The 26,633-nt window shown below is 40.9% G+C and carries 28 protein-coding genes; 15 read left to right on the top strand and 13 right to left on the bottom strand.

Translation table 11 applies throughout. The annotated features are described in order from the left end of the window. Positions 1-10 precede the first annotated feature (10 nt). The gene (locus U5907_05445; protein WRQ32028.1) at positions 11-877 is read right to left on the bottom strand and encodes a M23 family metallopeptidase; all 867 of its coding nucleotides are present in this window, start codon (positions 875-877) and stop codon (positions 11-13) included. A 16-nt stretch (positions 878-893) separates the two neighbouring features. Then, positions 894-1,274: a desulfoferrodoxin family protein gene (locus tag U5907_05440; protein ID WRQ32027.1), complete on the bottom strand. Its 381-nt coding sequence runs from the start codon at positions 1,272-1,274 to the stop codon at positions 894-896. A gap of 48 nt (positions 1,275-1,322) precedes the next feature. Here U5907_05440 and ruvX point away from each other — a divergent pair, with 48 nt between their 5' ends. The 9 genes from ruvX (at position 1,323) to U5907_05395 (ending at position 9,203) form a co-directional block, all read left to right on the top strand. Next, entirely contained in the window at positions 1,323-1,766 is a 444-nt protein-coding gene (gene ruvX, locus U5907_05435) for a Holliday junction resolvase RuvX (GenBank protein WRQ32026.1), read from the top strand. Further along, positions 1,763-2,338, top strand: coding sequence for a peptide deformylase (def, locus tag U5907_05430; protein WRQ32025.1), 576 nt, complete (start codon positions 1,763-1,765; stop codon positions 2,336-2,338). Before ruvX ends, def begins: the two co-directional genes overlap by 4 nt. 2 nt (positions 2,339-2,340) lie before the next feature. Further along, a complete protein-coding gene (locus U5907_05425) occupies positions 2,341-3,693 on the top strand; it encodes a phosphomannomutase/phosphoglucomutase (GenBank protein WRQ32024.1) in 1,353 nt (450 codons plus the stop codon). Between the two features lie 144 nt (positions 3,694-3,837). Next, positions 3,838-5,190, top strand: coding sequence for a DUF5009 domain-containing protein (locus U5907_05420; GenBank protein WRQ32023.1), 1,353 nt, complete (start codon positions 3,838-3,840; stop codon positions 5,188-5,190). A gap of 20 nt (positions 5,191-5,210) precedes the next feature. After that, complete coding sequence (locus U5907_05415; protein ID WRQ32022.1) at positions 5,211-6,371, top strand: DUF819 family protein; 1,161 nt, start codon at positions 5,211-5,213, stop codon at positions 6,369-6,371. Further along, the gene (locus U5907_05410; protein WRQ32021.1) at positions 6,368-7,612 is read left to right on the top strand and encodes a hypothetical protein; all 1,245 of its coding nucleotides are present in this window, start codon (positions 6,368-6,370) and stop codon (positions 7,610-7,612) included. The genes U5907_05415 and U5907_05410 overlap by 4 nt, the downstream gene beginning before the upstream one ends. A 53-nt stretch (positions 7,613-7,665) precedes the next feature. After that, positions 7,666-8,157 (top strand): sigma-70 family RNA polymerase sigma factor, encoded by a 492-nt coding sequence (locus U5907_05405; protein WRQ32020.1) that lies wholly within the window; start codon positions 7,666-7,668, stop codon positions 8,155-8,157. After that, positions 8,154-8,660: a hypothetical protein gene (locus U5907_05400; GenBank protein WRQ32019.1), complete on the top strand. Its 507-nt coding sequence runs from the start codon at positions 8,154-8,156 to the stop codon at positions 8,658-8,660. Before U5907_05405 ends, U5907_05400 begins: the two co-directional genes overlap by 4 nt. Positions 8,661-8,711: 51 nt before the next feature. Next, on the top strand, positions 8,712-9,203 hold the full coding sequence (locus tag U5907_05395) for a DUF4252 domain-containing protein (GenBank protein WRQ32018.1): 492 nt from the start codon (positions 8,712-8,714) through the stop codon (positions 9,201-9,203). A 29-nt stretch (positions 9,204-9,232) separates the two neighbouring features. Here U5907_05395 and U5907_05390 read toward each other — a convergent pair whose 3' ends face one another. From U5907_05390 to U5907_05360, 7 genes are all read right to left on the bottom strand, one after another. Then, positions 9,233-10,051, bottom strand: coding sequence for a hypothetical protein (locus tag U5907_05390; GenBank protein WRQ32017.1), 819 nt, complete (start codon positions 10,049-10,051; stop codon positions 9,233-9,235). Then, entirely contained in the window at positions 10,048-10,731 is a 684-nt protein-coding gene (locus tag U5907_05385; protein WRQ32016.1) for a hypothetical protein, read from the bottom strand. Before U5907_05385 ends, U5907_05390 begins: the two co-directional genes overlap by 4 nt. A gap of 39 nt (positions 10,732-10,770) precedes the next feature. Next, positions 10,771-11,304, bottom strand: a complete 534-nt coding sequence (locus U5907_05380; GenBank protein WRQ32015.1) for a hypothetical protein — start codon at positions 11,302-11,304, stop codon at positions 10,771-10,773. 4 nt (positions 11,305-11,308) lie between these two features. After that, positions 11,309-11,887 (bottom strand): 30S ribosomal protein S16, encoded by a 579-nt coding sequence (locus U5907_05375; protein WRQ32014.1) that lies wholly within the window; start codon positions 11,885-11,887, stop codon positions 11,309-11,311. Between the two features lie 179 nt (positions 11,888-12,066). After that, on the bottom strand, positions 12,067-13,179 hold the full coding sequence (locus U5907_05370) for a hypothetical protein (protein ID WRQ34068.1): 1,113 nt from the start codon (positions 13,177-13,179) through the stop codon (positions 12,067-12,069). Next, positions 13,176-13,907 carry a M15 family metallopeptidase gene (locus U5907_05365; protein WRQ34067.1) on the bottom strand — a complete coding sequence of 244 codons (732 nt, stop codon included), beginning with the start codon at positions 13,905-13,907 and terminating at the stop codon, positions 13,176-13,178. Before U5907_05365 ends, U5907_05370 begins: the two co-directional genes overlap by 4 nt. A gap of 7 nt (positions 13,908-13,914) precedes the next feature. Then, the gene (locus U5907_05360) at positions 13,915-16,071 is read right to left on the bottom strand and encodes an aldehyde ferredoxin oxidoreductase C-terminal domain-containing protein (protein ID WRQ34066.1); all 2,157 of its coding nucleotides are present in this window, start codon (positions 16,069-16,071) and stop codon (positions 13,915-13,917) included. 69 nt (positions 16,072-16,140) lie between these two features. Between U5907_05360 and thiF the strand changes: the two genes are divergently transcribed. Continuing rightward, complete coding sequence (gene thiF, locus U5907_05355; GenBank protein WRQ34065.1) at positions 16,141-16,737, top strand: sulfur carrier protein ThiS adenylyltransferase ThiF; 597 nt, start codon at positions 16,141-16,143, stop codon at positions 16,735-16,737. Further along, complete coding sequence (thiS, locus tag U5907_05350) at positions 16,727-16,930, top strand: sulfur carrier protein ThiS (protein ID WRQ34064.1); 204 nt, start codon at positions 16,727-16,729, stop codon at positions 16,928-16,930. The genes thiF and thiS overlap by 11 nt, the downstream gene beginning before the upstream one ends. Here thiS and U5907_05345 read toward each other — a convergent pair. Next, positions 16,927-18,012, bottom strand: coding sequence for a bifunctional 3-deoxy-7-phosphoheptulonate synthase/chorismate mutase type II (locus U5907_05345; GenBank protein WRQ34063.1), 1,086 nt, complete (start codon positions 18,010-18,012; stop codon positions 16,927-16,929). The two genes, thiS and U5907_05345, sit on opposite strands and share 4 nt — an antisense overlap. A gap of 65 nt (positions 18,013-18,077) precedes the next feature. On the opposite strand from U5907_05345, the gene U5907_05340 reads away from it, so the two are divergent. From U5907_05340 to U5907_05330, 3 genes are read left to right on the top strand one after another with little or no spacing between them, the layout of a single operon-like run. Next, positions 18,078-19,133, top strand: a complete 1,056-nt coding sequence (locus U5907_05340; GenBank protein WRQ34062.1) for a hypothetical protein — start codon at positions 18,078-18,080, stop codon at positions 19,131-19,133. Between the two features lies 1 nt (position 19,134). After that, positions 19,135-20,385: an extracellular solute-binding protein gene (locus U5907_05335; GenBank protein WRQ34061.1), complete on the top strand. Its 1,251-nt coding sequence runs from the start codon at positions 19,135-19,137 to the stop codon at positions 20,383-20,385. Positions 20,386-20,402: 17 nt separating this feature from the next. Beyond that, on the top strand, positions 20,403-22,481 hold the full coding sequence (locus U5907_05330; protein ID WRQ34060.1) for a TonB-dependent receptor: 2,079 nt from the start codon (positions 20,403-20,405) through the stop codon (positions 22,479-22,481). Here U5907_05330 and U5907_05325 read toward each other — a convergent pair. The 3 genes from U5907_05325 to U5907_05315 all read right to left on the bottom strand — a co-directional run bounded on the left by U5907_05325 (position 22,478) and on the right by U5907_05315 (position 25,434). Next, the gene (locus U5907_05325) at positions 22,478-23,047 is read right to left on the bottom strand and encodes a nitroreductase family protein (protein ID WRQ34059.1); all 570 of its coding nucleotides are present in this window, start codon (positions 23,045-23,047) and stop codon (positions 22,478-22,480) included. The genes U5907_05330 and U5907_05325 overlap by 4 nt on opposite strands. Positions 23,048-23,072: 25 nt before the next feature. Beyond that, a complete protein-coding gene (locus U5907_05320; protein WRQ34058.1) occupies positions 23,073-23,753 on the bottom strand; it encodes an HAD family hydrolase in 681 nt (226 codons plus the stop codon). A gap of 70 nt (positions 23,754-23,823) precedes the next feature. Then, positions 23,824-25,434 carry a peptide MFS transporter gene (locus U5907_05315; GenBank protein WRQ34057.1) on the bottom strand — a complete coding sequence of 537 codons (1,611 nt, stop codon included), beginning with the start codon at positions 25,432-25,434 and terminating at the stop codon, positions 23,824-23,826. Between the two features lie 109 nt (positions 25,435-25,543). On the opposite strand from U5907_05315, the gene U5907_05310 reads away from it, so the two are divergent. Continuing rightward, positions 25,544-26,620 (top strand): DUF4831 family protein, encoded by a 1,077-nt coding sequence (locus U5907_05310; GenBank protein WRQ34056.1) that lies wholly within the window; start codon positions 25,544-25,546, stop codon positions 26,618-26,620. Positions 26,621-26,633 lie beyond the last annotated feature (13 nt).

Here is a 26,633-nt window from a genome sequence, read left to right as displayed (position 1 = left end):
CGGATTTTGATTAGAAGTTGATGTATTTTGCCGGATCCACAGCAACCCCTTTGTACCAGAGTTCAAAGTGAAGATGTGCCCCTGTACTGAGTGTTCCTGTGCTTCCCACAAGTGAAATGGCTGTGCCGGCCTTAACTTTGTCTCCGGTTCTTTTAAGAAGTTTAGAGTTATGCTTGTATATGGAAATCAAATCGTTTGAGTGCTGTATCTGGATTGTAAAGCCTGTTTCATCTGTCCAGGTTGCCATGATGACCGTTCCGTCAAGAACAGCAGATACTACAGAGTTTGTGGGTGCAGCAATATCAATATAGGGGTGGTTGGTTGCCAGGTTAAACCCGTCTGAGACAATCCCTTTTACTGGAGGGAAAAAGTGAAGCCCTTCAATTTGATTTACCCTGTTGGATTCGTTCCCAATATTAAACTGCTCCTGCTTCATAACCTCCAGCCTTAGCAGAGAGTCTTCTTTTGATATTTTACCGGAAATGCCCTGGCTATTAGCGGAGTCACTTTTTATTGTAATGTCGCCCAATTCCAGAGGTGGCTGACCGGTAACAATTCGTTGAATGTTACTAAGCTGAAAATCCCATAGCTTAACTGTTTTTTCCAAAGAGTCCAGCTTAAGTGCGTTTTGTACAATCTCCTTTCTGGTCCTTGCATCCGGATATCCCGGGATAAACTCTCTGAGAGGAGTGTATGAAATCAGTACAGTTACAGAAATAACAATAAAAATAATTGACAGTACTATACTTAGTAGCATCATCAGTCCGTTTGCACGGAAAACAAACAGCTCTTCATGAGTTGTGTCGTTGAAGATTGAAAAGCGAAATTTATTTCTCAATCTGTTTTTGTTCTCTCTCTTTGCCTTCTCTTTTGCCATCTCTTCTGTAGTGGAACTAATCTTTAACCTTTACATAAACCTCTTCGCTTCTCCAGAGTCCGTGCCTGTTGCAATACGCAAGAGCGACCAGTCTCAGGCTAACCTTTGGTATAATAATAAATTCTGTCTCTATAAAAACAGGATCATCTCCGTAGCTTGCTCTTTGTAATTTAATCTCTCCTGCAAGGGTCTCAAGATTCCAAAGCTGTATGTACTCATAGTGGTGATCCGGAGCATTAGGGTGCTTTACATTTGTGCCAATTCTCACCTTAACCTTAAAAGGTTCTCCTCTTACAGCCTCCTCTTCACAAATAACTATTGGGGTATGTTTGTCTGCGTACTGCTTAACTTTACTGCTTCCGGACTCAAAGTCCTTGTATGAAAATAGTCTTGGCATAGCTCTGTTTAAACCTCAAAAGTACTAAAAAAAAACTAACTTTGCGACATGGAGAGAATTGTAGGTATTGACTTTGGACGGAAAAGAACGGGTATTGCCGTGAGTGACCCGCTCGGAATCTTTGCCTCTGCACTTGACACTGTCTCATCCGGTGATGTGCTTACCTTTCTCAAAAACTATACCCTTAAAGAGAAAGTTGTAAGAATTGTTGTAGGCTATCCGGTTAACCTGAATAATACGCCATCAGAAGCAGCAGGAGATCTGGAGCCTTTCCTGAATATGCTCAGGAAACAATTTCCTGATATTCCTGTTACACTACAAGATGAAAGGTTTACCTCTAAAATGGCAATGAGAGCACTAATTGATGGAGGAATGAAGAAAAGTGACAGGAGGATAAAGGGGAACATTGATAAGGTTAGTGCGGCCATTATACTCCAGTCTTATCTGGATTCCAGAGAGAGATCAGAAGATGATAAAAGAGAAGCATTATGATTTTACCAATTTATATTTATGGCTCAGAGGTCCTTCGGGAGAGGGCCGGAGAATTTGATTTATCGGCTCCTGATGCAGCCGAAGTGATTGCCAGACTAATCCCCGATATGTTTGAAACAATGTATCTGGCAGATGGTGTAGGGCTTGCAGCCCCTCAGGTGGGGAAATCCATAAGGGTTCTTGTTGTTGATGGGGCTCCGCTGGCAGATGATATGCCGGAGCTTAAAGATTTTAAACGGGCAATGATAAATCCTGTTGTGCTGGAAGAGAGTGAAGAGACTATTGAGTACAACGAAGGCTGCCTTAGTATTCCGGATATAAATGCCGGAGTTGTAAGGCCCAGGAGGATTACTGTTGAGTATTACGATCAGAATTTTGATAAAAGGAGGGAGGAGCTTGATAACTTTGCCTGCCGAATGGTTCAGCATGAAATAGATCATCTTAATGGGATATTGTTCACTGATTTATGCGCTCCAATCAGGAGGAAGATGCTACAGTCCAAGTTGGGCAATATTATGAATGGTAAAGTCAAGACTCATTATAAAATAGCCCAGGCGGCAAAAAAAAGATAGTTATGGGAGCATTTCACGCATACGATATAAGAGGAATCTATAATAAGGATTTTGACAGAGAGACTGTTTACAGGGTTGGTTTTTTTCTCCCTGAACTTTTAGGGGCAGATAAGGTGGTAGTTGGAAGAGACGACAGAGAGTCATCACCTGAGATTCATAAAGCACTTCTGAAAGGGATAACCGACGCCGGGGCCGATGTTTATGATCTTGGTCTCTCAACAACCCCTATGGTCTATTATGCTACAGGTAAATATGGATTCAAGGCATCTGCGCAAATAACGGCATCTCATAATCCAAGAGAGTATAACGGTCTGAAGATATCCAGGGAAAATGCCCTGCCTGTTGGCTTTGACACCGGCCTTGGTACAATCAAAGAGTGGATTGAGACAAGAGAACTTGTTGCAGCAGGAAAGAGGGGGGAGGTTCATGATCTTAATATCAGGCAGGAGTATATTGAGTTTTTGCTTAAATATAAAACTGATATGTCCGGACTCGGCATAGCTATGGATTTATCAAATGGTATGGCTGCTCTGCTAATCAAAGATATTATGGGAGAGGGCGGAGATAATCTTCATTACATTTATGATAATATGGATGGAACATTTCCTAATCATGAAGCAAATCCGTTAATCCCTGAAAACACTCTCGACCTTAGAAACCTTGTAGCTCAAAAGGGATGTGATATAGGGGTAATCTTTGACGGAGATGCGGACAGAGTAATGTTTGTTGATGAAAATTCAAGATTTATATCGCCTGACCTTATGATTGCACTTCTTGGTCACTACTTCCTGGAGGAGAGGGGAGAGAGAGGTCCTGTACTTCAGGATATAAGAAGTTCCAAAGCTGTAGGAGAGTATCTTACCCCAATGGGTGGTGAGATTCATACCTGGAGAGTAGGACGGGCTTTTGCAGCGCATAAGCTTAGGGAGATCAACGGCATTTACGGTGGAGAGCTTGCCGGTCATTACTATTTCCGCGACTTCTTTTATAGTGATTCCGGGATAATGGCTGCCCTTATAATCCTTGGAATTACCGCCAAGCTTAAGAAGAGGGGAGTAAAATTATCTGAAGCTATCGCAGCAATAGAAAAATATGACAATTCAGGAGAGATTAATTTCAGGATTGAGAAGAAGAGAGAGGCTATGGATAAGGTGAGAGATTATTTTTTATCAGAAGAGAGTGCTGTTGCAAGCTTTGATTTTGACGGATACAGGGTTGAATTCCCTGAGTGGTGGTTTAATATTAGGCCTTCAAACACTGAACCATATCTTAGGTTCCTTGCAGAGGCAAAGGGTGCAGATCTTCTTGCCCAAAAAGTTGCAAAGGTAAAGGAACTTCTTAAAGAATTCGAATAACAAGCAGATGTAAATGTGCCGAACTTGTTGATAGAAACGGACTTGTACATCAGATGCTCTTTAACAGCAAGCTGGAGGAGAGGGATTGCATTTTCTGGGGCAGCAGATGTTATGGTGAATACATAAGATGACATAAACCCGGCTATGAAAAGATATTTGTCACTGGATCTTCTCCGCGGACTAACCATCTTTGGGATGGTATTCTCTGCGATTATTCCTTACGGAGTCTTGCCTGACTGGATGTACCATATTCAAAATCCCCCACCTGCACATAATTTAGATTTTTCAGTCTCAGGAATCGGGTGGGTAGATCTTGTATTTCCCATTTTCATATTTTGTATGGGTGTTGCAATACCATTTGCCGGATCTTCCGGTAAAATGGGCGTGAAATCTATCTTCTTAAGATTTCTGATGCTATGGATCTTCTCGTACCTCTATGTTTTTCTTGATTTTTCAACAGCTGACGGCTGGCTCCCCCAGTTAGCAACAGTTGGAGGATTTGCAGCTCTTTTTATGCTCTATATGTCAAAGCCGCCATATAAGTGGATTAGATTAGCAGGGGCACTTCTTTCAATTGTGCTAATCATCGCGGGTGTTCTTTTCTTTGATGAGAAGATTACTATATACAGGAGTGGGATAATTATATTTCTTCTCTCATTCATCTACCTGTTTGGGGCATTAATATGGTTTTATACAAGAGATAACCTGAAGCTTAGGTTTATAGTCTTTTTATTAATACTACTTTTTGCATCTGCAACAATGCACTTCTCTTTACCGGTCAAGCTTTATGCAATTAAAGAGGTGAGATGGTTCTTCAATATTGAGTATATCTATTTTCTGCTCATTCTTTTACCTGCAACATATGTTGGTGATATTTTAAAAGGGAGAGTCTCTCTCCCTGGTGGATTTGATTCGCTTGAAAGAGCAACTGCTAATCTTTTTACCAGGATTATGATGTTTGCATATCTTTTGATGTTTGTTATTTGGATGATGATCGCTCTTTATACTGAATGGAGTCTTTATAAAATGCTATTCTCGGTGTCAGCTGCTTTGATAATATGGTTATTAAGCAAAAGGGTTTTTCCGCAATACGCTCAAATCTCCCTGATTGCATCTGTGATGATTTCCGGCGGAGGCCTTTTTCTCTTTTATGAAGGTGCTATCACAAAAGTCCCTTGTACGGTTTCTTATTGTCTTTTCACAACGGGCATTTCAATTTATTTGCTATTTATCTCTGATTTTGTGGTACACTGGTTTCCCGCTTCCTATTTCTCAAGGATTTTTTCAGGAGCAGGTAGTAATCCCCTGATGAGTTATATTACCTTTGGTGCACTTGTTATGCCGGTGTTTAAATTAACGGGTCTAATACACATATATATTGCAGCTTATCCTCAGGGGTGGCCCTGGATAGGTGTTGCAAGAGCCGCTGTGGCTGTAATCTTTACAATGGCTCTGGTAGCTTATTTAAGTGAAAAAAGAATTTTCTGGAGAGCATAATAATATATTTTGAGTTATTTATGAATACAACACTTCTGGTAATAACATATTTGGTCACACCTGCTGCAATATTATGGATGACAGCGAGGGTGCCATTTCTTAAAAAAATTGGTCCTGTCCTGCTACTCTATCTGGTTGGGATTGTATTAGGGAATTCAGGACTTGTTCCCCAGGGGGCATATGAGTTACAGGACTTAATTGTAACGGTTATTATACCTCTTGCAATACCATTGATGCTCTTCTCTTGCGATTTCAAGCGATGGGATATAAAGAATGCAATCCTTACTCTGATAACCGGCACAGTTGCAGTAGTTACAGCAGTAATCTCCGGTTATTTCATTTTTAAACCCCTTATTGGATCTGATCCGCTGATGGGTGCACAGATGAACAAGATTGCTGGTATGCTTACAGGTGTATACACGGGAGGAACTCCTAATCTTGCAGCTATTAAAATTATGCTGGAAGTACCTAACGAAACATATTTGCTTATACACTCATATGATATGGCAATAAGCCTTCTTTATCTAACCTTTGTTCTATCAATAGGAATTCCTCTTTTCAGGAGGGTTCTCCACTATCCTGTAAAGAATGGTATTCCAGAAAAGCATATGCCTGTAGACTCTTATGACGAAAATCCTTATAAAGAATTTTTCAAAAGGGAGAATCTTCTGCCGCTTTTATGTGCACTGGCCCTCTCTGTTGGTATTTTTATAATAGCCGGAGGATTGTCTTTAATCTTACCCAAGAGTATCCAGATGGTTGTGGTTATACTGTCAATTACATCTCTTGGAATTGCAGCCTCTTTTGTAAAGCGTGTAAGAGAGATTAAAACCAGTTATGATGCCGGGATGTATCTGGTCTATATCTTTAGTATGGTAGTAGCATCAATGGCAGATCTTACTAAACTTAACCTTTCAGGGGGAATCTATCTTCTGCTCTACATAACTTTTGCAATATTTATATCACTGGCAATACAACTTTTACTGTCAAGGTTATTTAAGCTTGATGCCGATACCGTACTTATTTCATCGGTCTCTCTGATAAACTCTCCCCCTTTTGTTCCTCTTGTTGCAGCAGCAATGAAAAATAAAAATGTAATAATAACGGGTCTGACAGTAGGACTTGTAGGATATGCCATTGGAAATTATCTTGGATACATTATTAGTTTGATACTATCATGAAAAAAATTGCAGTAATTATTCTGGCAGTTATATTAACTGCAGAGCCTGTTCAGTTAGATTCTCAGACAAAGAGAGGCTGGAGTATAGGCCCTTTACCGGCTATTGGCTACAACAGTGACCTTGGTTTTCAATATGGTGCCCTTGCAGATATATTTTGGTTTGGAGATGGAAGTACTTTTCCAAAATATATTCACAAGTTTAATGTAGAGGTTTCTCAGTACACTAAAGGGACTGGTGTTTATCACCTCTTTTATGACTCTGAATATCTGCTTAAAGGAGTTAGAACTACTGTAGATGTGAGTTACATTACTGATAAAATGATGGATTTCACCGGATTTAATGGCTACTCCTCTTTTTACAGCAATGAATTTGCAACTGAGAACCCCTCCTTTTTTAAAATGGACAGGAGGCTGTTCAGAAGTACTATTGACCTTCAGGGATCTCTGGGAGGAAATTGGAAGTGGGCTGCCGGTGCAGGCCTGTACTCTTACAGAGTTGGAGAGGTGAGACTTGAAAAATATGAGGGAGAGGATAACCTTTACACCAGATATCTTAATTCTGGAATAATTTCACAAGATGAGGCGAGGGGAGGAGTGCATTTGGAGATTAAATCAGGGGTAGTCCACGACACCAGAGATAATGAATCTGATCCATCAAAAGGCTTTTGGACAGAATCTATTCTCTTTGGATCTCCTTTTGGAAAAAGCTATCTTAAGATGTCATTCGTTCACAGAGGGTATATCCCTGTATATAAGACGAGGCTTACTTTTGCTTACAGGTTGGCTGCACAGGCAAATTTAGCGGGGGAGGCCCCCTTTTATATGCAGCAGAATATATCTACGCTTTACTTCAGACAAATTACATCAGAGGGACTTGGAGGTATTAATACACTACGAGGAGTTATAAGGAACAGAGTAGTGGGAAAAGGGTTGGCATGGGCAAATTTTGAGCTCCGATACAGGTTCCTTGATTTCAGATTCCTGAAGCAAGATTGGTATCTGGCTCTTAATCCCTTTTTGGATGCCGGAATGGTTATTCAGCCATACAAACTTGACAAAATGCGGTATTCTAATGACCCATATATATGGTCGTTTGCAGACGAAAAGCTCCATCTCTCTGCTGGAGCCGGAATAAAAGCGGTAATGAACAAAAATTTCATTGTATCATTCGAGTGGGGTAAACCATTTGATAAAAGAGATGGTAAAAACGGAATGAACATTGGTCTAAACTATATTTTCTAAATATTCGGTTTCCCCCTGTAACAAAGGTTGAATTAATTCGTCTTCTATGCAGTATGACCTCACATGAGTTTAACATATTGGTTGGAAGGATCAGGCCTAAACTTGTAAATTTTGCCGGCACTTTTGTCAAGGCAGGACCTGCAACTGCAGAAGACATGGTTCAGGATGCTGTTATTAAGCTTTGGAAGGCCCGGGATATCGAAGAGATTAAAAACCTGGAAGCCCTTACGCTTCATATTTTGAAAAATGTTTGTCTGGATTACCTCAAACTTAAGAAGAACAACACAGAACAGCTTAATACCAATATGTTCAGAATCGGGACAGATGACCCCTCTTCTGCTCTTGAACACAAGGACCAGTTTGCCAATATTAAAAGTTGTATGGAGAGTCTCCCATCTGATCAGATGCTGGCTGTAAGGCTCAGGGATGTGATGGGATATGAGATGGAGGAGATTGCACGGATACTGGAGACATCTGAGGGTAATGTAAGAACACTGCTCTCCCGTGCAAGACAAAAATTAAGAGAAAAAATAATAATGCGATGAAAAGGGAAGATTACAAAGAGATTGAAATGCTTATTGAAAAGTATTTTAATGCCGAGACCTCTCTGGAGGAGGAGTCGCGAATAAAGGATTATTACAGAGCTACTCCTCATGCGGAGATACCGGAAGCAATACGCAGCTATTCAGAGATGTTTGGATTCTTTGAATCAGAGAAGAGCTATATTGACGTCCCTGTAATGAGGTCACACTCTTTTTACACTCCAATGCTAAGATGGGGTACAGTAGCTGCTGCTGCCTTATTGCTTGTAGGCTTTTTCTTGTTTAATACAGGTGGTGACAATTCGTTCAGGCTTATTATTGATGGTGAGAGTGTGAAAAATAGCCAGATGGCTGTTGATGTGGCAAATAATCGTCTTGATAAAGTAAATTCATTAATGCAACAGCTAAATAAGGCAAACAGTACATTAAACAGCCTTGCAAAAGTTGAGAGAGCTCTCTCACCAATGGAGAAAGTAAACTCTGCTTTGACACAAAACAAACAATAGTTCGTCTTAATGTTGAGTGCTCAAAAAAAATGAATATTAAAAAATAATAATATGAAAAAGCTGATTTTAATTATCTGTGCGGCCATCCTTCTTCCCTCTGCTGTAATGGGCCAGTCAAAAGAGATCAAAGCAATCTTTGATAAATATGAAAAAAATGACAATGTAGAGCTTGTAAGTATATCCTCATCAATGATGAAGTTTGCCAATGCATTTGCTGATGACGAAGAGTCAAAAGAGTGGACATCCAAAATTACAGAGCTCAGAATTCTTACAGTACCCTCTTCAGTTATGGAAAACAATATCCCTCTCAGAGTAAGCCTCAAAAGAGACATGGATGGAATAATTTCAAAATTTGCTTTTGAAAGGATGCTTAGAGTAAAGGATAAAACAGAAGAGGTTGAGATGTATGTAAGCAAAACGAGCAACGGAGCTCTGATTTTTCTCAATAGTTCAGATGCTGAGTATACCGTAATTGCAATGTTTGGGAAAATTGACGATATGCTTATAAAGGCAGCTGCAAGCGGGAAGATTAATATAAAATAGCCCTCCGGAGCCTGCAGCGTTAAACCTTGTTACTCCCAGGTCTCTGTAACCCCTTTATAAGTAATTTTACTTACCGTTCTTGTTGGAGATCCTGAAAGGACTTCAACAAGAATGTTTTCATTTGTGGCAGTGTTCTTAATGTCATTTACAACAAGTGCACAGGAACCAGAATATGGGATATATGTGTACTTTTTGCTTAATTCATTAATAATATGAGGATAGAAACTTATACCTCCTGGTATAATATAACTGACAACCAGTCTCTGATTATCGTTTTCGTACATAGAAGGGTTAAAATATCCGGTTCCCTTGATAGTGTAAATATAACCGGCAGATGAGGCCAGTGACTCTACTCTCTTCCCGGATAACTCAGCTACAATATTGTTATTACCGTTTATTCCCTCATCATCATAAGAGGTGACTTTCCATTTAAGTTCACCGATGCACTCAATACTAATGTGCATTCTTGGAATTGATGGATACTCATACATAAAGTCAGAAACAAGGACCTTCCATATAGCCCCCTGAGTGTGCAGCGATTTATCATCCGGATATATATAGACAGGAGTGCCTGTAATATTCCATACACCTGTAACACTTCTTAGTTTATTACCTGGAAAGTATCTGTCTTCAAATTGATCTTTCATTTCCGGAGATGCAGTTATCCATAAGTCCAGCTTGAGTGCCAGATCAGCAGTGTAAAGGTTTCCGGCTAAAACATTAGATGTTGCATCCCAAATCAATTTTCCCGCCTCAGTCTTTCTTGGGATACGATCTCCATCATCAAGAATACAAGATTGGAATGATACCAGAAGGATCAGACTGAATAAAAAGGTTTTTATCCTCATCTCTGCCACCTCCTTTTATCAGGGGTAACCCTGAATCCGAATCCGGTGGTGAAAACCCCGAGAGTTCCTATTGTCTGAACCTCTGAAAACCAGAAGAATCGCTTACCTACAGAGATGCCAAATCCAGTCAGCTGAACAGATGGCCCCCATTCAATATAGGGTTCTGTTGCTCCTCCTGCATTTGTGCTGTAAGGATGCTTTATCATCATTCCAATACCAAGGCCTACAGATGAGTACATTCTAACCCACTCTCTGTTAAACCAGGCGAATCTCATTGTTGGCGTAAAGAAAATGCTGTTGGAGGTCTCCCTGCCAATTACATTATTGGTTTCAGTTGAGTAAATATTACGGAAATTACCAACATAAGATAGTGTAGCACCCATCTCAAGCCATTTGGCAACTTTTACGCTGTGAGCCATGCTCAGGGCTCCGGTACTGTAGAGATTCCCTCTGTATGTCTGAAGATCATAATACTGATCAGATACAGATCTCGGAAAAAGGTCCCATTGCCAGTCAAAAAATTCAAAGTCGTAGGTTAGTGGAAGAAGTCCGTGGCTGAATCTTACTTCAGCTTCCGGCAGCTGCTTCTGGTAGTATTTGTTCCAGTTGCTTCTCTGCCCTTGCGCCTCAGTAACGGTCACCGCCGCCACCAGGCCAATTAACAGTAGTTTTCTGAACATTTGTTTAGATATTTCAATAGCTAAGGTAGATGATATTTTTTAAATATCCAGTATCCCCTCAGGTAAATCCAATGTGATTTTACCGTTTTCTAGATCCGCTTTAATTATTAAATCATCGTGGAGGGGCAGGAGTGACTCCCTTTCAGAGCCCGAAGTCTTAATGCCGATACAGGGATTGCCGGGATAATCATAGAATGTTGCAATTATTCCAATCAATGAATCCCCGGAGTCAAAAATCTGCATACCAACCAGATCTCCACCGGAGAAGCTTCTCTTGCCTGATACACTTTTGGCTTTTGTCTCTTCCAGGTATACTATCTCTCCCTCAATCTCGGCCGCCAGTTCAAGAGAATTGATATTTCCCAGCTTTACAAAGGCTTTCTCTGCTCCTTTTGGCTCAATCTCATCAATAAAAAAAGGGACCGGAAGTCCATCAAAATAGATGAATACCGGTCTCTTTTTATTCAATTTGTTCTGCGTTCCGGGGGCAAACCTTATAAGCACGCCTCCGTCCGTTCCGAACGATTTGATAACCTTTGCTACAGGCAGCAACTTATTTGCTGACTTGTGCATTGAATTATGCTTCAGGTGTTTCTTCAACAGCAGGAGCTTCCTGAGCACTCTCTGCTACAGCTTCTGCCTCAGCGTTAGCTTCAGCTTTAGCCTCTGCGGCAGCGGCCTCAGCAGCCTTGCGCTCATCTTCCTTTCTCTTTGCCAACTCAGCAGCTCTTGCCTCATTAACCTTAGCCTCTTCAGCAGCAGCAGCTTTCTTTGCATCGCGAGTACTTTGTGCAAGCTGAGATACTTTTCCTGAAACCTTGTTCTCTTTTTCGGCAGCCCAGGCGTTCCACTTCTGATCAGCGACCTCCTGAGTTAAAGCTCCCTTTTTAACACCTTCCTGAAGGTGTTTTTTTAGTAACACTCCTTTGTAAGAGAGAATTCTGCGGCAAGTATCAGTTGGCTGAGCACCATTGTAAAGCCATTTAAGAGCTCCATCTGTGTCCAGTTCAATTACTGCAGGATTAGAATTAGGATTGTATGTACCCAGTTTTGCGATATAACGACCATCGCGGGGTGCACGATTATCGGCTACAACGATGTGGAAGAATGCGAAATTCTTTTTACCGTGGCGAGCCAGGCGAATTTTAACAGCCATAATGCTTTGTTTATTAAGTTTTTAAATATTAACTTCCTTATCTTCCCGAGAAAAGGTCCGCAAATATACAACCTTTTTAGAGAACTGCAAACTTTGGCTATAAAGTAAATGTCGCTCCGGAAACCCGGAACGACATTACCCCTTTCTTAACCTAAAACCTAAACTATGAAAAAACTTCACTATAAGATTTGCAAATCATGTGCCAAAAGTTCGTTTTCACTAACAAAAATGTTCAGGAAGATCATTTTTATTACAGAATCGTTAGCAGGGGCAGAGATATTAACTGAAGAGGACTTCCCAATCCAGATTTCTCTCTTTCCAAACTTAACATGGAATGGCATATCGCTCTTATTTTGAATTAGATAGTCGTTGTTTTTCCCGGTTGTCCCACTCTTACTAATTGTCAGGCACGAGTTTACAAACTCAACGGCTAAGCCCCTTTTTGCAGCAATTATGTTATGAAAAAGCGCCAGAGTTCTTCCGGATTGTAATCCCTCCCTGATTCCTTCAATAGATCTCTCTTTTGCGAAAACTATAGTAAGAGGTCTCATAATTCCAAGTCTCTCCATTTGCCCCTTTTCTATACTGCCATGAGCATCTGAAGCTGCAATTATTGCCAGATTTTTATCCAGCGCCCATTTCATGCTTCTAGGATAGAACTCGGTATTGTTAAATACCTCTATTCCGTCAATTAGTCCCTCTTCCAGAACTTCTCTCTGGAAATCTCTTATGTATGTTGAGTCAACTGCCCATCCCGGATGATTCCAGATTATGTAAGCTCCCTGTGCTTTAGCTGCTCTTAATGCCTCTTTTGGGTCTTTAACATCAAGGGGATTTGAGTCTTTAAGAAATAGAGCGTTAAAATGTCCCATTGTGCTTTGTGTTCGGGTGATTTCAGAGCCCTTGATAAGAATAAGACCCACCTTATCTGCCGCCACCTTTGCAATTTCATATGAGGTGTTGTGGTCATTATTTGTATATTTCCTGTATGGCCTGTACTCAATATGGTCAGTAATAGCAATTGCATCAAGACCCTCTGTCCACGCTTCGCTTACCCTGATATCCGGCCATACCAGCCCGTCTGAAAATATAGTATGTGTATGAAAATCGCAAAGCATAACTTCATACTCTCCAATTTTTGGAAAGGATGGTCTGCTCCTCTCCATAACACCGTAAGATGGGTAGTAAACCTTATTGACATTTAGCGATGTCTTTTGAGGAGTGTTCTGGGAGTACCCTGATTGTGCAGTAAGTACAGCCAGCAGAATTGCAAATGGTAATATTTTCTTCATTTCTTTAATTTTTCAAGATCTTCAAATGAAATATTAAGTAATCCCATCCCCTCCCTGTTGGCAAAATTATAGTGCCACCACTCGTGATCATATTGTGTAAATCCGAATTTCTCCATAACTGAGAGAAGTTTGCTCCTGTTGGCAAGGATAGTGCTATCCAGTGGAATAAAGGAGTGTGAAGCAGCCTCTGAGAACTCATCAAATGGGGTAGGCATCTGTAACTCCTCTCCGGTTGAAAGGTTAACCAGGGTAAGGTCAACTGCGCAACCTCTGTTGTGTATTGATCCTTTCCACGGGGCAGCTACAAATGTTGTATCCGGATATACTTCGTAGAAATAGAGAGTAGCAGAATAGGGCCTGTAGGCATCGTAAATCTTAATGCCAAGGCCTTCTTTACCAAGCTCTTCCTGTATTCTAAGGAGAGAGTCGGCAACAGCTTTTCTCAGATATGCTTTAGGTGCAGAGTATATTTTGGTGCCTGTAAAGTTATTTGTGTCAGCATAACGGATATCAAGGATAAGATTGGGAATAATATCCTCCAGGTCTGTGAGCATATTGGCGCTGTCTGCCTCAATGCTGGCCAGGTATTCTTCAGTTGTTGCAATAATATCAAGTCCGTATGGATTTGGATCTTTGCCGGATTGGCACGCCGTAAAAAAGAGGCTCACCGCCAGGGTGGCGATGAGCACAACTCTTTGAACGGCAAATTTAAAAGATTTTGCGTTCATTATTTTACTATTGTAATGGGGTTACTACTTCAATAAGCTCAGGGAGATCCATGCCAATTCTCTTCAGATGTTCAATTGTAGGTACTCCGTTTTTGTTCCATCCTCTGCGATGGTATACTGCATCCAGAAGGCTTTCATACTGGCTTTCCCTGTATTCTCTGTGGATCTTCATCTTCTCCTGAAGGGTCATTTTGAGAGGATCAAGTCCCATTTTGTCAATTAGTTGCTTGTCGTACCTCTCCTGACGGCTAAGATACTCCTCCTCGGTCACAGGCCCTGCTGCCCTGTAGGGTTGTTTGTCAAACTCCCTTGTGCCAAATCCCAGGCGGATATTAAATATCTTCTGGAAGTTGTAAACCCGCTCAGACATTCTGATCATCTCCTCCTTATCAAACTCTCTGCCTGTAACAGCTTTGAAAATTGTTACATAGTTGTCCACATGCTCAGGTACCTTGTTTGGTTCCGGCTGTTCTGCATTATCTGCAGGCTCCACATCGTTCCAGCAGAGTTTGCAGAATCCTGCCAGACCAAACCAGGTCCGGAAATATGGGAAATAGTGAAGTGCCTCAGCCTTGTTTTCAAAGGTAGGAATCATATTATTTACCATATCCATAAATATCAGCCAGGCCTCGTCGTGCTGAGGCCCTTTGTTGGTCATTGCATAACCGCCCTGCTGAGCAAGAGACTCTTTTGAAAGATACATTGAGTACTCAAGACCCTTGTTTTCCATTCCTATGTCTTCTAGAAACTGCCTCTCTCCCCATCCATTGTCAGCAAAAATTTTCTTGAGCCTCATAACACCAAGGCCGGCTGTTACGCCGAATCCCTCGCCTCGAGCCATTTGGTGGAGCAGTTCAAGAGAGGCATCGGCATTACCCCAGGAGAGATCTACTCCCCCTGTTCTCTCTGCATTCAAAATCCCGTTGTCCCAGCACTCCATAAGGAATCCAACAATGTTTCCCCAGGTTATTGTGCAGACTCCGTATGTGTCGCAGTAGAAATTCTGTTCAATAATGTCCCGTGGATCAAAAACTGCTATATTAGATCCCAGGGCGGCAGCATTCTCGTATTCCGGCCCGTCAACTATTACTTTGCTTCCCTTGTATGGACCTGTCCTAAGTTCAAAATCATCCACCCCTTTTGCACAAGACATATTGCAACCTATCCAGCATCCGTCCGGAACACCCTGAGTGAAGAATTTTTTCCAAACTTCAAGATCAATTTTAGGGCAATCTTTGTGATCTCCGTATTTGAAATTCATAACAGGCAGGATGTCGTATTTTTCAAGGACTCCCATTAGGTGTGCGGTTCCAACCTGACGCATCTGACACTGGATATCATCCAGGTCCCGCATCTCTTTGTTAAACCTCTTCCCTCTCTCCATAATAGCAGGAAGATCAACTACATTGTTGAAATTACCGGTCACTTTTGGGATTTTTGCAACAATTGCTCTAACCCCCTTATGACGCATAAGTGTTCCTATACCACCTCTGCCAGCCTGTTTTAGCCTGACTTTACCCCTTTTTACATCCCAGAATGTGAAATTGAGCATTCCGATCAAAGAGTGCTCTGCTGCTTTACCGGAAGCAACAACAGAGACATTGATCTTGTCCTTTTCGTTATCGGCGAACATCTCCATAAGCTCCTCTCCAAGAAGGTGAGAGTCATAGCTTAATTGTTGAGGAGTCTCAAAAATCTCCACAATATGATCTACTCCGTTTATGAATACAATCACATCTTTTGGAGAGTTACCCTGAATCTCCAGAGCATCAAATCCAGCAATTTTCAGGTGTGGCCCAAAGTGCCCTCCTACATTGCTGTCAATAATTTTTTCAGTCTGAGGAGATATTGCAACAACAATTGATTTGCCTGACCCTGAATATTGTGTTATCCCTGAACAGGGTCCGCCTGAAATAACGATTTCATTTTCGGGATCCTGCCATTTAGTTGTTGGTTTTACGGCATCCCAGAGCATTCTGAGTCCGTAGCCTTTTCCTCCGATAAATTTCTCTCTGGTCTCGGGTGAGACCTTGCGAGTTTCCATTTTTCCTGTCTCTACATTCACATACAGACTCTGGTCACTATAGCCCCTCTCCATTGGCTTCCAGGTGTATGGAAAGGAGGCAGTGATCTTTCTTCCGGATTTGATCTCCTGATAGTTCATCCTATATTTTTTTAGGTTTTTAATTTTTTGTAAATTTACGAAAAATCGCAATCCTGACAACCCCTTTTTATGCCAACCTTTAACCAAATCAGAGCGTTTTTGTCACAAAAAACAATAGGAATAGCCGGAGCCGGTGGGCTCGGATCAAATTGTGCTGAGTCTCTCTTAAGATGTGGTGCAGGAAAATTGATAGTTGCAGACTATGACAGGGTATCTGATTCAAACCTCAACAGACAATTTTATTTCCACGATCAGATAGGTGAGAAGAAGGTAGATGCTCTCAGGGATAATTTACTAAGAATTAGCCCTTTTGCCTCACTTCAGATGCATTTTTCAAGAGTCACACCAGATAATATAATGCTTCTCTTCTCTACATGTGATGTTGTTGTAGAGGCATTTGACGAGGCATCACAAAAGAATATGATCATTGAGGAGATGTCGGCTCAGTTACCCCAAATACCTGTTGTTGCTGCTTCCGGTCTGGCCGGTTGGGGTAATTCGGATAAGCTGAGAGTCACAAGAAGTGGGAATCTTTATATATGTGGTGATGAGGTAAGTGAAGTTTCTGAGGAGTTGCCGCCTCTGTCACCAAAAGTTAAAATTGTTTCAAATCTTCAGGCAGATTTAGTGCTTGAAATATTGTTAAGAGATTGGTATGAGAATTAAATTGAATAACAGGGAGGAGGAGTTTGCAGGGGATGAATTAACAGTAGAGGAGATTATCGCCTTAAAGTCATATGCATTTAAAATGCTTGTTGTAAGGCTTAATGATCAACTTGTAAAAAAAGATATGTATTCATCAACATTTGTTAAAGATGGTGATGATTTAAAGGTGATTCACCTGGTAAGTGGTGGTTAATTAAGCTTCTGGGAGAGCCCTGATCTGTTTATTATTTCAAACTGCTGTCTTACTGATTCTTCATGAACAGCCTCCAGTATTTGCTTTACAAAATCTTCATCAAGTTCAAGACCCAGAGCCTGTGCGATTCTGCTTGTTACCATTTTATCGTACCTTACAGGTTGAAGAACCTGCATATTGTTCTGCATCTTGTATCTGCCAATCTCTCTTGCTACAGACATCCTTTTTGAGAGAATGTTAAGAAGCCTGTCGTCCAGTTCATCAATCTCTCTTCTTAAATCTGCAAGATATTCAGATGATTCGCTCGTATCTCTTATAACAATAAGTTTAAGAATCCTATCCAGAAGTTCCGGTGTTATTTGCTGCTCTTTATCACTAAGTGCCTGCGAGGGATTGATGTGAGTCTCAATCATGAGCCCGTCAAATCCCAGATCCATGGCCTGCTGTGAAATTGGGTATATAAGATTTTGCTTTCCCCCGATATGGCTTGGATCGCATAAAATTGTAACAGATGGGAGCCTTCTTTTTAGCTCAATCGGGATGTGCCACTGAGGTTGATTTCTAAAGAGCCCCTTTTCATATGCTCCAAATCCTCTGTGAACAAAAGCTATATTATCTGTGCCGCAGGCAATGAGCCTTTCGGCAGCCCCAATCCAAAGCTCAATATCAGGATTGATTGGATTTTTAACTAATACGGGAGTACCGGATCCGCCTGCTGCCTCGGCAATCTCCTGTACTGCAAAAGGATTTGCTGTAGTCCTGGCTCCAATCCACAAAATGTCAACTCCTGCTTTTAGCGCATCTTCAACATGCCTTGAGTTTGCAACTTCAGTGGTTGTTTTTAAGCCGGTCTCCTCTTTTACGATCTTTAACCACTCAAGTCCTGCAGAGCCAACACCCTCAAAACCCCCGGGTTTGGTCCTCGGCTTCCATATTCCTGCTCTGAAAACCTCTACGCCCTGAGATGCCAGCAGACGGGCTGTGCCAATCATCTGATCCTCGCTCTCGGCACTGCAGGGCCCGGCAATTACAAAGGGCCTTCTAATCTCTTTTCCTTCAAAGCGAAATGAGTTAATTTCCATTTTTATTCTGTTCGCAAAACCTGTGCAAGTTAGCAGTTTTTTATATCTTTGTGAAAACTTAAAATATGAGAGAAAGATCACTTCTTGTGCTGCTGGCACTTTTTTTATCACTTACGAGTTGCAAATATTTGCATATTGATGGATATTCAGGATCCACACTTATTTGGGAATCAGGAGCAAATAATTATTTTAATACAGAATCTCCTTCTGATTTAAAAACTGTAAACGAGATTCTTATTACCGGAGAGACAGATGGAGATCAGAAAGTCTTGCTTGAAAAATTACCCTGGCACTCTGTAACTGTCAGAGAAGTTATAATGGAGAGTGATTCTGCTAAATTTCTGGGTGCATTCAGGTACGATGGGGTTGCTCTTTGCGACATATTAAGCTCTGTTAAGATTGATAAACTTTCTAAAGAGGATTTTTACCCTCCTGTTGATCTTTATGTTGAAGTTTGGAATGATGCCGGTGAATTTGCTGTTTTCAGCTGGGGAGAGATAATCTACTCTGCAGATGTTTATAACATAATAATAGCTAAAGCTGCAACAAGAGTTGTACCTAGCAAGACAGATGAAAAATGGGAAATACCGTCCGGGAGTAAATTAGTGGTGGGAACCGATCTTTTTGCCGAGAGGGGGATTCTTAATCCATCAAAAATTGTAATTAAATCTCTTAAGGGTGACTTTAAAGTAAACAGAGACCCGGAAATATTCTACTCAAACAAACTTGATGTTTTAAAAGGAGGAGAGTTGATAGCATCCTTTAACTCAATTCCGGAAAATCTTCCAAAACTTGACAGAAGAACAATTTACTATGGCCACGGAATGGGATACAAGGGGGTAAGAACATTTTCCGGGGTAAGGGCTGATGGTTTATTAAGAGGTATCCTCCCTACGGACAAAAGGAGTTTAAGAGAGGGTCTTATTTGTATAGAGGCAGTTGACGGGTACAGGGCATCCTTCTCTCTCTCGGAACTTATTAACAGAGTTGACGGAATGGAGCCTCTGATTATGTTTGGAGATGGAGCCGAGAAGGGACGTGAAACCTTCTCTCTCTATGCCGATAATGATATGTTTGCAGACAGGTCTATTAAAGGAATAAGTAAAATAACGCTATACTAAAATGGCAGGAAACAGAGGAGCCAAATACTATGATATATTCCTGGATTACAGGTTGTGGCTTACAAAAAGGGGAAGCGGAGAGGTGCTCGGACACGAACATTTTCTTATCCTTCAGAAGATTGAAGAGGGGGAATCTCTCCACTATGCAGCAGATAGTCTTGGTATAAGCTATAGAAAAGTCTGGGACAGAATCAGAGATTCTGAAACAGAACTGGGATTTCATTTAATTGAAACCTACAGAGGTGGAAAAGATGGGGGAGGGACTAAGCTCTCTCCGGATGGAAAAAGATTACTTGATTCATATCTCAAGTTAAGAGGTGATATTGATACTCTTATTAAGGGGAGAGTAAAGGAGTTTTTTCATACAGTAAATATGCTCCCCTTGATTCTTCTGATGCTGATATTAACCCTCTCATGTACAGGCAGAGGCTCAGACAACCGAGAGGGTTTAAACGGAGAGCTGGTTATTTTTCATGCCGGTTCTCTCTCTATGCCCTTTAAGGCAATTGCAGACAGTTTTGTTAAACTTAATCCGGGTGTAAAGATTTTAGCCGAGGCATCCGGAAGCATAGATGCCGCCAGAAAGATTACAGAACTGGGAAGAGATTGTGATATTATGGCTTCTGCAGATTACAAAGTAATTGATAAACTTCTTATACCGGGGTTCGCCTCTGAGAATATTAAGTTTGCAGCAAACGAGATGGCAATAGTTTATAACGATAAATCAAGGTATTCCTCAGAAATTACTAAAGATAACTGGAAAGAGATTCTCTTGAGGGAGGATGTGATTTTTGGAAGATCTGATCCAAACTCTGATCCCTGTGGTTACAGGACTCTTCTTGTTTGGCAACTGGCCGGAGCGGATATGAAGACAATGATTATCAAGGATGCAAGATATATAAGACCCAAGGAGGTCGATCTTCTTGCTCTGCTTGATGTCAATGCAGTAGATTATATATTTTTGTATAAATCTGTAGCTGTTCAGCATGGATTAAAATATACAGAGCTAAGTGATTCTGTTAATTTGTCAGATCCCTTACTGAATGACTGGTATGCTAAAGCAGTTGTAAAAGTAAGAGGCTCCTCTCCTGAAGATACAATAGCGATTAACGGAGAGGCCATGATATATGGTCTCACTATTCTCAGGGATGCCCCAAATAAGAAGATTGCAGAGGCGTTTGTTGATTTCCTCCTCTCTGAAAATGGAGGGAGAAAGATACTCTCTCAAATGGGACAATCATCAGTATACTAATAACTAACAAAATATTTATGAAATTCAGATTTTTAGGATTAGCCCTGCTTTTTATGGCAGGCCCTCTTACGCATATTAATGCTCAGGAGGGCGACACAGCAAAAATTTATAACCTTAAAGATGTTGTTGTAAGTGCAACAAAGACAGGAAGAGAGATACTGCAGACTCCTGTGAGAATCTCAAATATTCCCATCCAGAGCATTAAATCTGCCCCTGTACTTAATGCGGATGATATTCTTAAAGGTGTTTCAGGAATTGTTGTAACCAGGAATATGGGAATATTCGATAAACATTCATCTGTCTCTGCAAGAGGTGTTGGTAAGGAACAGGCAAGAACATTAATTCTTATTGATGGGGTTCCTATCAACAAACTCTCAACTGGCAGTGCAAATTTTGGGATGATAAATCAGTCTCTTTTACAGAGTGTTGAAGTTGTGAAAGGGCCTAACTCAAATATTTTTGGAGGCAATGCAATGGGTGGCTCGGTGAATTATATCACAAGGGATATTAACGATGGTCTCAGAGCAAATATTCAGACTGATTATGGTTCATTCAACACAATTGGGACAAGGGCCTTCTCCTCATACGGAAAGGGTGGTTTTTTTGCAGGCGTGAGCGGATTTTTGAGAAAAAGTGATGGTTACAATCCCACAACCGAAATCGATTCTGCTACAATTAATATGTCTCTGGATGAAAAAAATGGAGGAATAATACTTGGGTATGGTAATAAAAAGGTTGGTGTTATAAAGGCAGAGTTCAACTATACAGATGCACTCAGGGGAAAGGGAGAGAGGATGTATGCATCAAATGGTATAGTAGATGGTTATAACCACTATGTAAACAGAAACTATAAATTATCATGGAGCAGCTCTGCAGGAAATTCTTCATTTAATGTAACAGGTTATATTTCAACTGAAGATTATTCAGAGATAAAATGGAAAGGATCAGATATATATGATGTTATTGTAGACAGAAGTGACTATGGGGCCTGGGCATCATACAGCTATTCGGGATTAAAAAACAATACCTTTTCTGCAGGACTGGAGTTCAAGGGAGGTGCTGTAGATGGAAGGGATGTATACAGAACTTCAACCGACAGAGTTATAAACAGAGGCAAAAGTAATTCTCTGGCTCTTTTTATTCAGGATGAAATATCTCTGGCAGATGGGAGATTGCTTATCCTGCCATCACTCAGAGGGGAGAGAGTATGGATTAGTGAAGGAGGTTTCCGGATTGAAGGAGGAACATCAATCACTAACTTTCTGAAACCATACACCGGAGATCTAGACAATTCAGTCTGGAACTCTATCAGCCCAAAACTTGCCGCAAGGTGGCTGATGGGAGGGGGAAGCCGGGTATATGCATCGGCCTCAAGGGGATTCAGACCGGGCTCCCTCGAAGACATGACAAGAACAGGCTCAATAAGCGGCGGAGTCATTCTTGCAAATACATCATTAAGACCTGAATTTATAAATACATACGAGGCTGGAGGTGACTTTAAACTTGCGGATGGACTTCATATCTCTCCATCTCTCTACTACTCTTTGGGTACTGATTTTCACTATGCAGTCAATACAGGTCAGACTATAAGGATAGGTAACAAAAACAGACCTCTGATGAGTATGCAGAATGTGGGAAAAGTTGAGATTATGGGTGGTGAGGCCGATGTTAACTACTCGCCTGTTGCCGGGTTGGATTTATCTGCTAACTATACATACACTCATTCAAAAATTGTTGAGTACAGTGTAAATGAGCAAGCCGGTAATACAGATATTACCGGAAAGTATCTCACATATACCCCGGAGCACATGGTTAACGGAGCGTTAACATGGAGGAACAGATACTTGAATATTAACATTATGTATCGCCATATGAGCAGCCAGTATATGAACTCTCTTAACCTCCCGGATGATGAGAGGGGAGTAAATAATATTCCTGCACTGGACTTCGTTGATGCTAAAGTGTGGAGAGGATTGGGAAGTCACCTTGTTCTCAGTGCAGGTGCAACAAATCTATTTAACAAAAGATATGTTGACTCGTCAGGAATGAACTCAATTGGGAGATTTCTCTTTTTACAACTGACAGTTAATATTTAAAATTCAGGAGTATATATTAGCTCATCAAGAGATCTTTTGGGTACATGATGGACACCCTCTGCATCTCTCCAGTATTTGATATCTCCTGCCTTAACATCGTCAATTACAACAACCTCTTTAGGCTTTCCAAGCGCTATTACCAGTATAGGTGTAAGATAGCCGGGAAGTCTGAGGAGGTTTGTTAATTCCTGCTTTTTAAATGTTGCAATCATACAGCCTCCAAATCCAAGCTCTACAGCCTGAAGCAAAATGCTTTGAGCAAATATGCCATTATCACATGAATATGCAGGAGCAACAGAGGTGTCATGAAGAAGGATAATATAAGCAGATGGTCTCTCTCCCTCAACAGGTCCCTCCCAATCTTTAAGATACCCGGCCCAGCCCAGATTTGGAAAAATTTCTGAGTTTTTCTCCTGGTCATTACAAATATAAAATTTGATAGGCTGGATATTCCTTGATGATGGAGACAGCCTTGCTGCCTCTACCATCATCTTTAATTGCTCCTCAGATATCTCCTCACTCTGGAAGAACCTCCGGTAACTTCTGTTTTGTCTGAATGGTATCATGTTAATGTTAATTAGTTTCTCGATTTTATTCAAATAGATTAAGTGAGAGCCTGGGTGCCTTTTTAAGTCTTGGATGCTCAATCTCCTCTGTAACTTCGTGTGCCCAGATAATGTCTGATGGTATATAAATGGCACTTCCGCCTATTTCAAGCACCGGAAGTATATCGGACTTAAAGGAGTTTCCAACCATCAGAAAGTTCTCCGGCTGCACTGAGTGTTTTTTTACAATTTTTATGTAACTCTCTCTGTTTTTCTCACTCATGATTTCAATGGAAGAGAAATATTTATCAATGCCGGACCTCTCGATTTTTGACTCCTGTTCTTTAAGATCACCTTTTGTTGCCAGTATAAGAGGATATTTATGAGAGAGTTGAGAGAGGACCTCTTCGACCTCAGGCAGTAGCTCAATGGGTTTTCCTATAGTCTCTTTCCCTATCTCAATAAGTTCCAGTATCTCTTTGTTGCTTATTGTTCCATTGCTTATCTCTATTCCTGTTTCTATAAGAGAGATTATAAAAGGTTTTGAGCCATACCCCAGAAGAGGAAGGTTCATCTTTTCTCTCTTTAACAGTAAACTATTTGCTCTCTCCTCATCAGTAAATCTCTTCATCATTTCACAGAAACGGATCTCCGCATTTCTGTAGTGATACTCATTCATCCACAGAGTATCATCGGCATCAAAGGCTATAAGTTTTATCTCTTCCATATATTTACGAGGTGCAAATATAAAAAAAGCCCGGGCTAAACCGGGCTTTTATATTCATAAGTTGAAAAGTTTATTTAGCGACCCTCTCCAACCATTTAACCATTGAGAGCATTACCAGCATTGACAGTGCGCAAGCAACTGCAAATACCATCCAGCAAGCCCATAGAGGAACAAGTGTATAGAGAAGACCACCAATAAATAACAACAAGTTACCTATAGCTGTAGCTGCAAGCCAAGCTCCCTGCATTAAACCCTGAAGGTGAGGAGGGGCCACTTTTGATACAAATGAGAGCCCAAGTGGAGAGATGAATAATTCAGCAACAGTAAGGATAAAATACATTCCAATCATCACCCAAGGGGTAAGTTTCATCATATCCAGATCTCCGGAAGCCATAGATGAGAGTGCTGATTTATCAGGAAGTGCCATAGAAACAACCAGCAGGAAAATATATGCAATAGCAGCAATACCCATACCTATAGCAATTTTCTTTGGAGTAGAAGGTTCGTTTCCTTTTCTCCTCATAGTTCCAAAGAACCACATAATAATTGGAGTGAGAAGAACTACAAAGAACGGATTAACAGCCTGGAATATCTCGGCCCCCTTTATGGAGGTAAAGCCCAAATCAATATTGATAACATCCAGATTGATGTAGTCTCTTGCAAAGTAGGTAAGAGAGTAGCCATTCTGGTGGAAAGAGAACCAGAAAAATATAACAACTCCAAACACAGCAAACAGAGCATAAATTCTTTGTCTGATTTCTGAAGCAGCCATTGTAATCTCCTCTTTTGAGATGTTTTTGCTGTCCTTGCTCTTCCCTTTTGTAGCTGCAGGGTCAGGGAACTGGTTTTTGTTAACCATGTATATGATAAAGGAGATAAATATCGCAACTATAGTTGCAATAAAGGCATAATGGAATCCCCTGTTAAATACATCCAGGTACTGATTACTGAAAGTAGTCAAGTCTGCAACCGGAGTCCCGTCCAATGTAACCTGCGATGCGTAAGTGGTAAGATTGTTAAGTTGCTCTGCGCTCATTGATGCCTGGTTGCCAATGTACTGGTGAGCAAGTTCCGGAAGTTGAGCATTGTAGTCAAATCCATTGTGTTTCAGCCACCAGTTTCTTACTGCAATTGCAATAAATGGAGCAAAGAAACCTCCTATGTTGATGAACATGTAGAAAAGCTGGTATCCGGCATCTCTCATATCTCTCTTTGGCTTGCCGTTTTCGTCAACTCCAAATTGTTTAGCAATTCTCTCTTTGTACTCTTTTTTGTCATACATCTGACCTACAATAGCCTGCAGGTTGCCTTTGAAAAGACCATTACCAAATGCAATAACAAGAAGTCCCAGGCAAGTCAAACCCAGGTAAAGAGGAAGACTTGGAACAGGTGTTGGAGTAGGAATTGCAATAATAAAGTAACCTACTGCCATCAGAACAAGACCCCACAGAATTGTTCTTTTGTAATTCTGAGTTCTGTCTGCTATAAGACCCCCTACCAGTGCCAATACATATATTGAGGCATAAAATGCCGAATATATATATCCGGTGGTGGTTTCTGACAAACCGAATTTAGAAGAGATGAACAAAGTGAGGATTGCCATCATAATGTAGAAACCGAAGCGCTCTCCCATATTTGTCAGGGCAGCTGCAAGTAGTCCTTTTGGATGGTTTTTAAACATAGTGAATATATAGTTTTAGTTAAAAATTTGCTCACAGGTTCGCAAAAATAGTAAAAAATGGATAACTTTGTTAACTGTGCTAATTTAAAATTGTAATAATTTTTATAGAATGAAAAATAAATTAAAACCTTTGCTTGCCCTTTTTGCCCTTTTGTTAAATATAACAGCAGGTGCTCAGATTTTATCTCGGGGTGAAGCCGTACCTAAGGGTGCAATAGTATATTCTCTCCCTTCCACATCTTTTAAAATTACGGCAGAGGCTGTTCGTGAAACATTTGTGGCCGGCCCGTATGCAAAATACGCTCAGAAATACCTTGGGATTCAGGTAAGGGAAAACAGCGGTGATTTTTATACTCTTTCTACCGTGGAGCTAAGCTCCTATATTGAGGCAGACCGATCAACTAACATTGCCCTTAATCTTGGCAACACATCTCGTGCAACCGCAAACTTTCTTGAGATGATGAGCCAGGGTCTTGTTATATGGTCAGATTCGGGAGCCGGGAGAAAAGATTATGCACGATTCCCTGCACAGGTAAATTCAGGTGTTTTTAACATGGAGATGGCAACTTCCAATCTTACCAATGTAAGTACTACTTTATATAAAACCGTCAGGACAGAGACAGGGATGGAAAGGGTTCCTGTTCAGCAGAATCAGATAGTTGAAAAAAGTGTGGAAAAGCGCGCAGAGGAGATTGCAAATTCAATTTTCAGACTTAGGGCTAAAAGGATGGAGATTATAACAGGGGAGACAGATGCTACTTTTAGCGGAGAGGCTTTAAAGGCAGCCATAGACGAGATGAATAGACTTGAGTCTGAGTATATGAGTCTTTTTACAGGTAAAAGTGTATTTGATAAACAAAGAGCAAGTTTTGATGTTGTTCCATCAAGAGAGAGTGCAAGACAGATATATGTAGCCTTTAGAATTTCAGATAATCAGGGTCTGTTGCCTGCAGATAATGTAGCAGGAAGCCCTGTAATAATTGAACTTCTTAAGGAGAATGGTCAGCCTGCTCCCTCATTTAATATGGATCTGACTGCAGAAAAGGGCAGGGTTCTTTACAGAGTACCGGAGATTATGATTGCTAAGGTATCATCCGGACAGAATAATCTTTTACAAACCCGTGTCCCTGTATATCAGTTTGGAAAAGTACTCTCATTCCCTATTGATGTAGCATTTGGTAAATAAAAAAGTTAAAAAA

This window comes from Bacteroidales bacterium MB20-C3-3, assembly GCA_035609245.1.
In the GTDB taxonomy this organism is placed as follows: domain Bacteria; phylum Bacteroidota; class Bacteroidia; order Bacteroidales; family UBA932; genus Bact-08.
The sequence above is the reverse complement of the archived record's forward strand: the minus strand, read 5'-3'. Positions and strand labels throughout refer to the sequence as shown.